Raw genomic sequence first — 14,094 nt, forward strand, 5'->3', positions numbered from 1 at the left:
GCGAACGGGGCAAACCCGACATCCGGGCCCTCGTCTTAGCAGAGGATCGCGCCGCGCCTAGGGGAGCGCGCGGAAGCGGATCGCGGTGCCGCCACCAGGCGCCAGCGCGAGCTCGAGCATGTCGCCGCGCGTCACCACGCGTTTCTCGATCCGATAGGCCTGGGGATTGGTGCGATAGTCGGCGCCCACCGCATCGGCATAGATCTGCGCCTCGTAGCGCTTGCCGGGTGCGAGGAAATCGAGCGGCTGGCGCAACGCCCGCGCATTCTCGTCGGTGATCGCGCCAAGATACCAGTCGGCCCCGCCGCGCGCCTGCCGCGCTACGACGACATAGTCTCCGATCGCCGCCTGCAGCGTGCGCGACTGTTCCCAGTCGGTCGGCACGTCCTTGATGAACTGGAATGCGTCGGGCCGCGCCTCGTAATTTTCCGGCAGGTCGGCGGCCATCTGCACCGGCGAATAGAGCACGACATATTCGGCGAGCTGCGTCGCCAGGGTCGATTGCACCCGACGCGTAAGTTCGGTCTGGCCGTGAGCGAGGTCGAAGATGCCGGGCGTGAAGTCCATCGGCCCGGCGAGCATCCGGGTGAACGGCAATATGGTGAGATGCTCGGGCGGGTTGGTCGGCACGCCCCAGGCGTTGAACTCCTGCCCGCGCGCACCTTCGCGGCTGACCAGATTGGGCCAGGTGCGCCGGAGGCCGGTCTCCTTGACGGGCTCGTGCGCATCGATCGCGATGCGGTGCTTCGCGGCGACTTCGGCGACACGCTGGTGGTGGCGGACCATATACTGCCCCGCGAACCATTGCTTGCCACCGTTCGCGTCTAGAATCTCGCCGCTGTGGCGGACATAGCCCGTCTTGACCACACCGACCCCGAGCCGGGCGTAAAACGCCATCGCGTCCTCGAGCTGGCGTTCGTAATTCTCGACGCCGCCGCCCGTCTCGTTGTGCCCGATCAGCTGGACGCCCTTGGCTTTGGCATAGGCGGCAAGCCCGGGTGCGTCGAAATCGGGATAGGCCTGGGTGAAGCTGAACTTGTCGCCGTTTGCGATCCAGTCGCCGTCCCAGCCGCGATTCCATCCCTCGACCAGCACCCCCCCGAACCCGTTCTTCGCGGCGAAGTCGATATAGCGCTTCACATTGTCGGTGTTCGCCCCGTGGCGCCAGCCGCTGCCCCAGGTCGAATGGCTGAGGTGCATCTCCCACCAGATCCCGACATACTTCCCCGGCTTGAACCACGAGACATCGCCGAGCCGGTTGGGTTCGTTGAGGTTGAGCTCGATCCGGCTGTCGGCCAGCGCCGCGGGGCTGTCGCCGATCAGCACCGTCCGCCACGGCGTGACGAACGGCCCGGTCTTCGCCGCGGCGGTGCCGTCGGGCGCGGGCATCAGCGAGGCGGTGAGCGTCCCGGTGCCGTTCCCCGCAAGCAGCATGCTCGGGAAATCGACCAGGGCCGCCTCGTGGAACGAGAGGTATACGCCATTGTCGCCCTTCAGCGTCAGCGGCGTCTCGGCCAGCGTGATCCGTCGCGCGTCGGTCTGGGTGTAGAGATACTCGTCGCGCTCCTGCCCCAGCGCCTGATACCACCAAGCCTGGTGCGGCCCGACCGGGCGGAACTGGGTGCGGTCGCCGGTAACCTTGACTGCCTGACCATCGGCGATCGCATAGCCATAGCGTAGCCCGACGCCGTCATCGAACACCCGGAACGTCGCCTCGACCGCGCGATTGCGCGGCGTGTCCCCGCCAAGCGTCACCACCAGTTCGTTGTGGCGATCGCGGATCACCCGCGCCTCGCCCCAGGGCAGCTCCCAGCGCGTATCGACCGACTTGCGCCGCGGATCGGTAAGCGTGGCGAAGCGCGCGACCTGCTCGCCTTCGAAGTTCAGCCCCAGCTCGCCGGGCGCCAGCACCTGCTTGCCCTCCCGGCTGACCTGATAGGTTGCCCTGCCCTGGTCCACCGCGACGCACAGCTCGAGCACCTTCCCAGGTGACTGGACGCACTCGCGCGCCTGCGCGGACGCGATGCCCTGCGCGAGGACAACAAGCGAAACGGCGGCAACACGAACACGCATGATCAATCCTTGTGGGAGTCCCGAAAAAACAGTGCCGCTGCCGGGGTTGGGGCAGCGGCGCGAGGAAGGGTCTCAGAACTTGGCGCGCAGCCCGAACTGAAAGCGGCGATCGACTCGGCTCCACGCCGAATCCAGGTACACCGGCCGCGCATTCGGGGTCGCGGGCGAGTCCCCGAAGATCTGTTGCTGGTACACGCTGGTGGTGTTGAGCAGGTTCGACGCGTCGAGCGACACTTCGAAGAAGCGGTTGAGCGAGAGCCGCAGCGACCCGTCGAGATACCCCGCCGCCTTCTGGAACACCGGCAGCCCGATGCAGCAGTCGAGGTTCTGCGTCAGGTAGCGCGAGCGCCAATTGTACGCGAGGCGGAAGCCCACCGGCCCCTTCTCGTACAATGCCACCGCGTTGAACGTGTGCTTCGAGATGCCGGCCAATTGGTGCGAGTCGATCACCGAACCGGTGCCGCCCAGCGCCGGCTGCCCCGCCCCCACCGCGCCCAGATTGGCGCTCGACGAGGCATTGAGCAGGTTCGAGTTGCTGATGTCGGACTGGTGGACGAACGTATAGTTGAGCTGCGCGCCGAGCCCGCTCAGCGGCCCGGGCAGGAAGTCGAAGAAGGTCTGCACCGCCACTTCGGCGCCGGTCAGCTTGCCGCCCTCGTCCGAATTGGCGGGCCCGAGGATCTGCACCGTCTGGCTCGACCCATTGTTGGCGAAAGTCCGCGCGATCTGGCCGAAGGCGATGCTGCCGTTGAGCTTCTTGTAAAAGCCGGTCAGCGTGAACGAGCTGCTCCGCCCGAAATAATGCTCGAACGACACGTCGAACTGGTCGGCGGTGATCGGCTGGAGCGCCGGATTGCCGGCATTGGCCTGGAACACAAAGTTGTAGCCGGTGACGTTCGCCGCGGTCCGCGGCGCGGTCGGCGAATTGAACACGATATACGGCGAATCCGGCCCGGTGTTGAGGATCGGCGCGTTGATCGCCACGCTGTTGCGCAGGAAGCCGATATCGGGCCGTGACATCGCCCGCGAATAGGCGAAGCGCACGAAGCTCTTGTCGTCCAGCCCCAGCCGCACGTTGAAGCTCGGCAGCCACTGCGTGCTCGACGCCTTGTAGGTATCGGCCAGCGCCGCGCCGTTGGCGAAGGCCTGGATGGCTGGCGTCAGATAGCAGCTCGGATTGACGATGGCGGTGCCGCTGAGCGGCGTGCCGCAGGGCTGGAGGCCATTGAAGATGTTGCCGGCCAGCGGGAAGGCGACGCTGCCCTCGCTGGTCTCGCGCGTCCGCACCACGCGCAGCCCGACATTGCCGACCACGCTCATCCCGCCGATCGTCTTGTCGTCGCCGCCGAAGCGCAGCATCAGATACGCCGCCTCGGTCTGCTCGCGCACCTTGAGCACTTCACCGGGGGTGAAGCAGTCGTCGACGGTCGCCTCGGCCCGGTCGCAGATCGCAGTGTAGCCCGGCGCGATCGGCGAGTTGGTCGCCGCGCCGCCCAGCGACCCAAGCAGCTTGTTGAAGTCGTTCAGCGTAGCGCGGTTGAGGAAGACCAGCGAGTCGTTGGGGAAGACCTTGCCGTCGTAGAAATCCCCCATCGCATAGGATTCCCAGATCCCGGCGCCATAGCCGCGGAACGGCGCGCGCCCGGCATTGCCGCCGCAGTTTCCGGTATTGCTGGGATAGGCGCCGCCGGTGGTGTTGTCGGCGTTGAAGCCCGGCCCGTTGCAATACCAGGGCTGCGCGATCGGGGTCCAGTTGAAGGTCGAATAGCGGACATTCTGCTTGCGGTCGGCATAGCGCACGCCGGCCTTCAAGGAATTGAACCAGCCGCCCTCGCCGAACTCGTATTCGAGGTCGGTGCGCAGCGCGAGCTCGGTCGCGTCATTGTCCTCGACATGGCCCTGGATGAACGGGATCCAGTAATTATGCGGGTTGGAAAGCCCGCCAGACGCGTAGTTCACGTTCGAGCCGGGCAGGAAAGCGATCTGAGGGGTTCCGTCCTCGTTGGTGCTGTAGTCGAAATTCGCCATCGATCCCGAAGCGACGAGGATGTCGTTATTGTAGGTCGAGGCGTCGATATACTGGACGTCGAAATTGGCGTGGACGCGATCCGACACGTCCCATTTGAGATTGCCCGAAAAGTCGCGCGTCCCCTCGCGGTGCGCGAAGTTGCGCGCCTCGTTCTCGAGATACAGCCCGTCGCGCAGCGTGGTGCACACCGACGGCGCGGCGCAGTTGTTGACGAAGGGCAGGCCCGGCACCGCCGAGCCCGCATTGATCGCAGCCTGCGTGCTTTCCCAGGTGCCGCTGAAGCTGCCATGTCCCTGCGTCAGAATGCCCGATTGCAGCATGCCGTTCGATCCGAACACCAAAGCGCCGCTGCCGTCCGCCGGGCCTAGCACCGTCCCGGTGCGCGGATTGAACGCGGGCGTGCCGAAATAGCCGCCCTCGAGCTTGGCGTGGCTGGCGCGCTCGAGCCAGGCATTGCGATAGTGCGAGTCGATATATTGCAGCGTCGCGCGGACGTTGCCGCTGTTGCTCTCATATTGCGCGGCGAGCGCGATGCCGCGGCGCTTGCGGTCGTAATCGACTTCGGAGAAGCGCACCCCGTCGGGCGCCAGCGCGAAGCCGGTGCCGCCGAACGGATTGGCGGTGCAGTTCACGCTGCCGTCGGCCGCCACCGATCCCGCCGCCGGGGTGCCGAAGCCCGCCGTGCAATAGGTGTTGATCTTGTCCATGATCACGCTCTCGGTGCGCGTCACCACCTTGCTCTCGGCATAGCTCGCGAGCAGCCCGAAGCGGCCGATCGGCGTCTCGAAGACGTTGCTGATCAGCCCCGAAAATTCGGGGGTCCAGCGATCCGAACGGTCGCCATAGTTCATCCGGAAATTGCCGGTGACGAGCAGGCCCTTCTGGTCGAACGGCAGCCGCGTGCGCAGGTTTACCGTGCCGGCGATGCCGCCCTCGATCATCTCGGCGGTCTGGTTCTTGTACGCATCGACCCCCGCGAGCAGCTCGGGCGAGACGTCGTTGAACTGGAGCCCGCGCGCGGAATCCGCCGAGAAGCTGTCGCGGCCGTTGAACTCGGTGCGCACCTGGGTGAGGCCGCGGATCAGCACGCCCGTCGGCTCGCCTGAGGGGTGGGTGCTGTCGTCAGCCGACTGGAGCCGGTTGACGGTGATGCCCGGCACGCGCTGCAGCGCTTCGGCCGCCGACTTGTCGGGGAAGGCTCCGATATCGGTCGCAGTGATCGAGTCGACGAAGGTGTCGGCGTTCTTCTTGATATTCTGCGAGGTATCGAGCGCGGCGCGCACGCCGACCACGACGATGTCGGGGCCGCTATCCTGCACATCCGGATCGGCCTGCTGCGCCGGCGCGTCGGCAGTCTGCGCAACCGCGGCCGATGCCGCGCCCAATGCGATCAGCGCGCAGAGCGAGACGCCGCCCTGCAGCACGCGGAACCGACGCTTCGAATGGAATTCCCTCATGCAAACCTCCCCTGTGGCTCCGCTTTTGCGCGGATGCGTGTCGGGCGCGGCTGGTCACCGCTTGCTCCGATTTGCATAACTTTGCGTATATTTGCATGCGATGCAAGCGCGAAATAGCCCGTGAATATGCCTTTCAGGTGATTTTGCCGATCATATTTATGCAATATTGCACAACCATTAGCCTACCCCGTGCTTCGGCGAAGGCCGGAGCGTAGGCGATCGAAGCAGCATGCGAGCCAGCACTCCGGCTTTCGCCGGAGCACAGCAAGGCGCGGCGCGGCATGGTGCGAACGCTGGCCGCTCGCGCGACCACGTCCCCACGCATCCTGTTATCGCATCAAGCTATGCGTCCGGCGCCTTCGGTATCGTCAGCGCTAGCCCCGCCCCCGCCGCCAGCGCGACCGCCGCGACCATCAGCGCCCCGCCCGGCGCCCCGCCGAACGGCACGCGCACCAGCACCCCCAAAGTCGCTGCGGCAACGAGTTGGGGGAGGACGATGAAGATGTTGTGGATGCCCATATACACCCCCATCTTCCGCGCCGGTACGCCGTCCGAGAGCATCGCATAGGGCAGCGACAGGGTCGCCGCCCAGGCCACGCCGATTCCGATCGCTGGCAGCCACAGATCGTCCGCTCGGGCGAAGGTCGCAAACCCCAGCAGCCCCAGTGCCCCGCAGCCCAGGCACAGCGCATGGCATGCCCGCCGCCCCACGCGCAGCGCGACGGCGGGCAGCGCCAGCGCAATCAGCGCCGCAACGGCGTTGTATTCGGCGAACAACATTCCCACCCAGTCGGCGCTCCGGCCATAGGCGGCCGAGCCCGGATCGCGCGCGGCGGGATCGAGCGCCGCGACCGCCGGGATCGCATAGACCCACAGCGCGAACATCCCGAACCAGGTGAAGAACTGCACCAGCGCCAGCCGCTTGAGTACCGGCGGCATGTGGAGGATGTCCTCGACGATCACCACCATCCCGATCGAAGTGCGCCCGCGCCGCCGCAGCAGCACCGCGGCGAGCTGGAGCAGACCGAACACGGCGGATATTCCCGCGGCCAGGTACAGCTCGCGCGGCGCGCCGACCCACCCGGTCAGCCCGGCGAGCAGCCCTCCCCCGATCGCCCAGCCGACGCCGCTTCGCGCCAGCGCGACCGCGCCGCGCGCGCTCGGCACCTCGGGATGGGCAATGTCGGCCGAGCCCGCGGCGAGCTTTCCCGGCGGGCGCTCGAGCGTGGTCGCGACCGACCAGCCTACCGTCACCACCAGTACCAGTGCGCCGACCGCATAGGCCGCACTGACCGTCTCCGCCCCGCCGCCGACGCCGAACCAGTTGGTCAGCATCCAGGGCAGCGCCGAGGCGAACACCGCCCCTGCCCCGATAAAGAACACCTGCAGCGCGAAGGCCGAGGTCCGCTGCGGCTCGGGCAGCGTATCCGCCACCAGCGCGCGGAACGGCTCCATCGCAATATTGATCGATGCCGTCAGCACCCACAGCATCACGCACGCCGACCACAGCGTGGTCACGCTCGGCATCGCCAGCAGCGCCAGCGCGGTGAGCAGCCCGCCCGCCAGGATATAGGGCCGCCGCCGCCCCAGCCGACCCCAGGTCCGATCGCTCAGATGCCCCACCACCGGCTGGACGAGCAGCCCGGTGATCGGCGCGGCGATCCACAGCAAGGCCAGCTCGTCGACATCGGCGCCGAGCGTCTGGAAGATGCGGCTGGTGTTGACGTTCTGGAGCCCCCAGACGATCTGGACGCCGAACAGCCCGAGGCACATGTTCCACAGATGCCAGGCGGCGGGACGCGGCGAAGAACGCCCGGCGCCGGCCGATCGTCTTCTGGTCGCTTGCAAAGTTCCCCTCACGATGCGCAACTATGGCCGTGTTCGGCGTTGGCCGTCAGTCTGGGTCCGATGGGTAGCAATAGCAACAACAATACCACCCTGCAGGATCTCGCGACGCTGGCCGGCGTGTCGGTGTCGACGGTGTCGCGCGCGCTCAACGATCACCCGCTGATCAGCACGCGGACCAAGCAGCGCGTCTGGGCGCTGGCGCGCGACCACGACTATCCGTTCAAGCCGACGATGCCCGCCGGGCCGATCGGCGCGGTCGGATCGATCGCGATCGTGACGCCGGTGATGCGCGGCCGGCCGCTGCCGCTGTCGCACCCCTTCTTCCTCGAGCTGCTCGCCAATATCGGCGAGGCGGCGCGCGAGCGCGACTGCGACTTCACCGTCAGCCACACCGCGCCGACGAGCTATGACGACCTCGTTGTCGCGACCACCACCAGCCGCGCCGACGGGGTGATCTTCCTCGGCCAGTCCACGCTCCACGACGAGTTCAACCGGCTGGCGGAGACCAGCGCCCGCTTCGTGGTCTGGGGCGCGCAGCTGCCGGGCCAGCGTTATTGCTCGATCGGCTCGGACAATCTGCTCGGCGGCGGACGCGCGACGCGGCACCTCGCGCGGCTCGGGCGCCGGCGCATCCTGTTCATCGGCGGCAGCGATCCCGAAGCGATGCAGCGCCGCCGCGGCTACATGGACGCGCTCGCCGAAAGCGGGCTCGAATCCGACCCGGAACTGACAGTCTCGGTCGAATTCGAGCTCGAATCGGCCGATGCCGCCGTCAGCGGACTGCTCAAGCGCCGGGTGGCGTTCGACGGCATCGTCGCGGCGTCGGACCTGATTGCGCTGGGCGCGATGCAGGCGCTGCGGCGCGGCGGCAAGTCGGTGCCCGGCGACGTCTCGGTGGTCGGCTATGACGACATGTTGCTCAGCCGACTGAGCACCCCGACGCTGAGCACCGTCCGCCAGGATACGTTTGCGGCGGGCCGCCTGCTCGTCTCGCGGATCATGGACAAAGACGACCACCAGGAGAGCAAGCGCTTGCCTACCGAATTGATCGTGCGCGAGTCCTGCGGCGGATGAGCGACACGCCCCGTGGAAGCCAGACGCTGCTGCGCGGGCTCGACATCCTCGAGCAATTGAGCGGCGAACCGCTGCGCATCGCCGAGGTCTCGGACCGCCTGGACCTGACCTTCCCGACCACCCAACGCCTGGCTACTGCGTTGATAGATCGTGGCTTTCTAAAGAAACTCCCCCGCGGCCAGCTCGCCCTCGGCCCCAAGCTGGTCCAGCTCGGCTTCCTCGCCCGCGAGCAGATCGACATGCTCGATATCGCGCGCTCCGGGGCCGAATCGTTATGCGAATCGATCGGCCTCTGCGTGTTCATCGGCGCCCGCGACGGCGACATGGCGCTCCACCTCCACCGCGCGATGGGCCGCCAGCGGATCGAGGTCTCGACCAAGCCGGGCACCCGCCGCGCGCTCGCCGATACCGGGCTCGGCAAGGCGCTGATGTTCGACGACACGCCTGCCTCCTGGGCCCGCTTGTTCATGCTCGCAAAGCCCGAGCAGGATGACGGCGCCGCGGCGATTGACGAGATGCGCAGGCATGTTGCGGCCGGGGTGGTGCTCCATCATAGCACCAGCGACGACACGATCCGCTCGGTCGCCGCGCCGATCCGCGATGCCTCCGGCGTGATCGTCGCCGCGCTCAGCGTCGCCAGCCCGGTCCAGTATCTCGACGATGCCAGGATGCGCGAGATCGCCCCGCAAGTGCTTCAGGCGGTGCACGATATCGGCGCGGCGCTAGGCCGCGATCCCGCCTAGCCGCCGCGCGGCGGCCGCGGTGGCTTGCTGCCGAGGCCGCCGGGACCGCGCTTCGGGCCCTGCCCGCCGCCGCGCGGCGGCCTGCGTTCGCCGCCACCGCCACGCGGGCGATGCACCGGTGCCGCGCCAGCGGGCGATGCACGCCGCGGCTCGGCGCCCTGCGGCGCGACCGAATAGCCTTCCTTGAGCAGCTTGGCGAAGGCCGAGCGCACATTCGCCGCGATCGCCGCCTGCATGTCCTTAGGCAGGTCGGCAAGGGTCGTGTTGGGATGGATGCTGTTGACCTCGCGGACGAGCAAATTGGGAAGCCCGTTCGATGCGCCCTTCAGCGCCACGATCGAATCGAGGACGGTGGAGAACAATATCTCCTGCATCAGGTCGGTAGCCGATTTTGCCATAGCCCTGCCTCCACGCCCGTCGCGAGCGCCGCTGTCAAGCGGGGACTTGTTTCGCTGATGTGACACGCGCTCTCAAACCCGGTGGAGCCCGCCCGAGCTATTGCACGGGAGATGCATCGATACTCGATTCAATATTGAACAAATCGCACCCGATCATGAGACGATTTTCTTCAAATCAATGAATTTCGCATATTTATTGCCATGATATTTACCCGAGCAAGTTGCGCGCAACCTACAACTGGCATAGCATTTCATGCGAATCGGAAGATTTATTTCCACGTCCTGGGGAATGACATGACTGATGCTCCGCTTGCGCGCGACACCGTCGACGCGATGACGCCGCTTGTCTTCATCCATGACGCCGCGATCGACGACTTCGTCGCGACACTTCTGATCGAATCGATGCCGCAATTCGACTTGAAGGGCGTGATCATCGCCAATGCCGATTGCGTGCCCGAGCCGGGGATCGACGTCGCCTCTCGGGTCAACCAGTTCATGGGCCGCCCCGATCTGCCGCTGGGACTCAGCAGCGCACGCGGCTGGAACCCCTTTCCCTGGCCTTATCGTGGCGATTGCATCCGGCTTGGGGCGATCCCGATCCTCGCGCCCTTCCAGTCGAACGTGCCGACGCCGCCGGCATCGGGTGACGCACTGCTCGCCGAGATGCTCCAGACCGCGATCGACACGGGCACGCCGCTTACCATCCTGCTCACCACCGGCTTCACCCCGCTTACCAACGTGCTCACCGCGCAACCCGATCTGGCGCAGGGAATCGGCCGGATCGCGTGGATGGGCGGCGCGCTCGACGTGAAAGGCAATCTCGACCCGACGACGATCCCGCCCGAGATCGCCAACAAGCACGCCGAGTGGAACGTGTTCTGGGATCCCTTCGCCGCCGACGACGCGCTCGCCAGCTTCGGCGAGATCGCGGTGTTTCCGCTCGACATCACCGATACCGCCGCAATCACGCCGGCATTCATGGCGACGCTCCAGGCGCAGGGCGCGCAGTACAGCTTCTCCCAATTCGCTTTTGAGGCGTACAGTCTCGTTTCGGACGAGCCCTTCTACGACATGTGGAACGTCACTTCGACCGTGTGGCTCGACGCGCCCGAACTATACGCCGCGCCGCACCAGACCACGCTCGAGGTCGTCCAATGGGGCTTCGAGCAGGGCTGGATGCGGCCCGCGCCGCCGATGTCCGAGCGGCCGTCGCACAACGTCTATCTGAGCTTCGCCGATCAACCGGGTTTCTACGACTATGTGACCACGCGCCTCGCCCGTTCGGCGTGACGCGCAAACTAGGGGGCTGACATGAAGCATGCGTATCGGGGGTTCGCCCGGGCATCGGGGCTCGCCGCCCTTTTCGGGCTCGTCGCGCTCGGCACCACGAGCTGCAAGCAGGCCGAGGCGCAGGGTGGCGGCAACTCGCCCGCCGCGCAATTCGCCTTCCGCAATTCGGCCGATACGCCGCCGCCCGATCCGGGCCGGATCTTCAAGCTCAGCGCCGATTACCCCAAGGCGATGCCCGGGCCGTGCGCCGAATGCGAATGGCTCAAGATCCCGGTGAGCTTCGAGGCCAATTTTCCGCCCAAGGAATCGCCACACGCATGGACCCAGGGCCGATGGTCCGAATATCTCGCCTCGATCCTGCGCTATGTCCGCCAGGGCCAAGATCCCAATCTGCGTGACGAAGTCGGCTTCCTCGTCGATGTCGGCGGCAGCACGCGCTGGTTCAACGTGCCCTGGATGGCGTTCGACCCCAGCGTCGGCCGCGAATATCGCCACGGCACCACCAACGAGCGCACCGCCGAGCTCGAGGACCTGGTCGGTCCCGACGGCAAGCCGCTTCCGGCGGACGCGGATTCGATCGGCGCCGCGCACTTCCTCCCGCACATGACCACCGCGTGCAAGCAGCGCTACCCGCGCGGGTTCGAGACCTGGTCGGTCGGCTATTACAACCCGCACGGCGGCTATGCGATCGGCAAGGCGATCCCCAAGGACGGCGTGCCGCGGGTCGGCGAGTATATGGGCTCGCCGATGCCCGACGGCCTGCCCTTCCCGGTCGGCACCGCGGTGATGAAGGTGCTCACCACCAATGCGCCGGTCGATTGCGTGCCCTTCCTCGCCGGCTCGCCCGAATGGCGCGTCAACCGCCACGTCCAGAACCCCAACACCAAGGAATATATGTGCAAGCGCGAGGTGCAGGTCTCGCGCATCGTCCAGATCGACGTCGCCGTCACCGATCCGCGCTCCCCTAGCGGATGGGTCTACGGCACCTATGCCTATAACGGCACGCTCAAGGGCGCGACCTTCTGGGACCGGCTGATGCCGCTCGGGGTGCAATGGGGCGCCGATCCCTGGACCTTCCCGGCAGTGCCCAAGCGCGACAGCCTGCCGCTCCAGCAATCGGTCGCCAATCCCAAGATCGACATCTTCCAGCACATGGGCTGCCAGGGCCGCCTCGCCGGTCCGGTCGACAATCCGCAATCCTCGTGCATGTCGTGCCACAGCAGCGCCTATGCCGCGAAGCCGGGATCGCTCTCGGTGATGGGGACCAACGTTCCACCCTCGTTCGGCTTCGACGGGCTGTGCACCGCCTATTCAGCCGAGAACGCCGCCTATTTCCAGACGACGCGGCCGCCGCAGAGCTATTCGAGCGGCCATTATCCCAACGCGATGTCGCTCGACACTTCGCTCCAGCTCGAGGTCGCGTATCAGGAATACGGCCAGTACGCGACGACCAAGGCGCCCAAGCCCTGCAAGGATCCGAGCTGATGCCGGGCCCGGTATCGCGCCGCGACCTGCTCAAGGGCGTCACCGTCGCCGCAGCGGGGGCGACGCTCGCCCCCGCCAGCGCCGAGGCCGCACAGGCCCGGCCCGGCGACTTTTTCGAGCTGAAATGCGGCTTCAAGGAGACCGTGCTCGACGGCAACCGCGTGCGGCTGCGCGCCTATAACGGCCAGGTGCCCGGGCCGCTGATCACGACGCGGCCCGGCGACACGATGCGGATCCGCCTCCAGAACGACCTGGAGCCCTATGATTCGCGCGGTTGGACCGGCAACCACAACGTGCCCCACAAGCTCGACAGGACCAACCTCCACGTCCACGGCATGGACGTCATCCCACACCTCTTCCAGCCGATCGGCACCAGCGATCCGACCGCGCCGATGATCGGGATCGGGCCGGGCGAGCATCTCGACTACACGTTCGAGATCCCCGACGATCACCCGCCCGGACTCTATTGGTATCACCCGCACCATCACGGCTCGACCGCGGTGCAGGTCGTCACCGGCATGGCCGGGCCGATCATCGTCCGCGGCAAGATCGACGAGGTGCCCGAGATCAAGGCCGCGCGCGACATCCCGCTGGTGATCCAGGATATCGGGCTGTTTCCGAGCGAGACTGAGTCGAAGCTATGGACCTATGAGCCCAAGCAGAACGCGATCTGGCAGACCTTCGGCGGCAACGTCACGATCTACAATCCCCAGACCGGCCAGGCCGAACCGACCAAGCTCAAGGGCGGCTTCACCACCGGCGACTATGCGCTGCGTTACTACCTGCTCAACAGCGAGCCCTTCTTCAAGGAAGTCCACGACAACGCCAACCCGACCGCACCGACGCCGACGCAGCTCAAGCCGCAGCGGATCAAGGTACGCCCCGGCGAGGTCGTCCGCTTCCGCATGCTCAACGGGTGTTCGGACAATCTCATGCCGATCCTGGTCGAGGGGCACGACCTGCATCTGATCGCGCTCGACGGGATCAATTTCGATGCGGTGCGCACGATCGCGCCTTATGGCGCCGACGGCTCCGGGCAGGTGATGCTCTCCCCCGCCAACCGCGCCGAGTTCCTGATCAAGGGTGCAGCCAAGCCGGGAATCTACCGCATCCTCCAGCTCGCACAATCGCAGCAATTCCTCGCCAGCCCGCAAAAGGTGATCGCCGAGATCGAAGTCGTCGGCACCCCGACCAACATGGCGCTGCCGACGAAGCTGCCGCCCGCGGCGCGCTACTACCCGCTGATCAAGCCCTCGGAGATCAAGAACATCCGTACGATCGAGTTCGGCGGCACCTTCCCGGGGGTGGTCAATCCCTATGTTGGCATCGATTTCCTGATCAACAACATGCAATATGGCGAGCAGGCTGTTCCGACGGTGGTCAATCTCGAGACCTGCGAGGAATGGCACCTCGTCGTCGAGGGCGCACACCACGGCGGCACCGAGGGCCACCCCTTCCACATCCACGAAATCTCGTTCGAAGTGATTTCGATCAACGGCGTCGCGCAGCCGCCCGGCACCTTCATGGACACGATCTGGGTGGCAAAGGACACCACGGTGGTGGTGCGGATGCGCTTCATCGGCTGGCCCGGGAAGACCGTGTTCCACTGTCATATCCTGCCGCACGAAGACACCGGGATGATGCAGAATTTCCTGATCCTGCCGGCGGAGAAACCCGGGCATCATTAGGGCGGTCGC

The 14,094-nt window shown here is 66.4% G+C and carries 9 protein-coding genes; 5 read left to right on the top strand and 4 right to left on the bottom strand.

All coding sequences use genetic code 11. From position 1 onward, the window contains the following. Positions 1 to 57: 57 nt before the first annotated feature. The 3 genes from RZN05_RS07800 to RZN05_RS07810 form a co-directional block, all read right to left on the bottom strand. The gene (locus RZN05_RS07800; protein ID WP_317226049.1) at positions 58 to 2,073 is read right to left on the bottom strand and encodes a glycoside hydrolase family 97 protein; all 2,016 of its coding nucleotides are present in this window, start codon (positions 2,071 to 2,073) and stop codon (positions 58 to 60) included. Between the two features lie 72 nt (positions 2,074 to 2,145). Beyond that, complete coding sequence (locus RZN05_RS07805; RefSeq protein WP_317226050.1) at positions 2,146 to 5,559, bottom strand: TonB-dependent receptor; 3,414 nt, start codon at positions 5,557 to 5,559, stop codon at positions 2,146 to 2,148. Positions 5,560 to 5,901: 342 nt separating this feature from the next. Next, positions 5,902 to 7,407, bottom strand: coding sequence for an MFS transporter (locus RZN05_RS07810; RefSeq protein WP_317226051.1), 1,506 nt, complete (start codon positions 7,405 to 7,407; stop codon positions 5,902 to 5,904). 60 nt (positions 7,408 to 7,467) lie between these two features. Here RZN05_RS07810 and RZN05_RS07815 point away from each other — a divergent pair, with 60 nt between their 5' ends. Next, on the top strand, positions 7,468 to 8,481 hold the full coding sequence (locus RZN05_RS07815) for a LacI family DNA-binding transcriptional regulator (protein WP_317226052.1): 1,014 nt from the start codon (positions 7,468 to 7,470) through the stop codon (positions 8,479 to 8,481). Then, the gene (locus RZN05_RS07820) at positions 8,478 to 9,224 is read left to right on the top strand and encodes an IclR family transcriptional regulator (protein ID WP_317226053.1); all 747 of its coding nucleotides are present in this window, start codon (positions 8,478 to 8,480) and stop codon (positions 9,222 to 9,224) included. Before RZN05_RS07815 ends, RZN05_RS07820 begins: the two co-directional genes overlap by 4 nt. Here RZN05_RS07820 and RZN05_RS07825 read toward each other — a convergent pair. Continuing rightward, a complete protein-coding gene (locus RZN05_RS07825) occupies positions 9,221 to 9,622 on the bottom strand; it encodes a hypothetical protein (RefSeq protein WP_317226054.1) in 402 nt (133 codons plus the stop codon). The genes RZN05_RS07820 and RZN05_RS07825 overlap by 4 nt on opposite strands. A 294-nt stretch (positions 9,623 to 9,916) precedes the next feature. Between RZN05_RS07825 and RZN05_RS07830 the strand changes: the two genes are divergently transcribed. The 3 genes from RZN05_RS07830 to RZN05_RS07840 are packed head-to-tail and all read left to right on the top strand — an operon-like array spanning position 9,917 to position 14,085. Further along, positions 9,917 to 10,912, top strand: a complete 996-nt coding sequence (locus RZN05_RS07830) for a nucleoside hydrolase (protein WP_317226055.1) — start codon at positions 9,917 to 9,919, stop codon at positions 10,910 to 10,912. 21 nt (positions 10,913 to 10,933) lie between these two features. Then, entirely contained in the window at positions 10,934 to 12,397 is a 1,464-nt protein-coding gene (locus tag RZN05_RS07835; protein WP_317226056.1) for a hypothetical protein, read from the top strand. After that, complete coding sequence (locus tag RZN05_RS07840; RefSeq protein ID WP_317226057.1) at positions 12,397 to 14,085, top strand: multicopper oxidase family protein; 1,689 nt, start codon at positions 12,397 to 12,399, stop codon at positions 14,083 to 14,085. Before RZN05_RS07835 ends, RZN05_RS07840 begins: the two co-directional genes overlap by 1 nt. Positions 14,086 to 14,094 lie beyond the last annotated feature (9 nt).

Origin of the sequence: Sphingomonas sp. HF-S4 (assembly GCF_032911445.1) — a bacterium.
Taxonomy (GTDB): Bacteria; Pseudomonadota; Alphaproteobacteria; order Sphingomonadales; family Sphingomonadaceae; genus Sphingomonas; species Sphingomonas agrestis.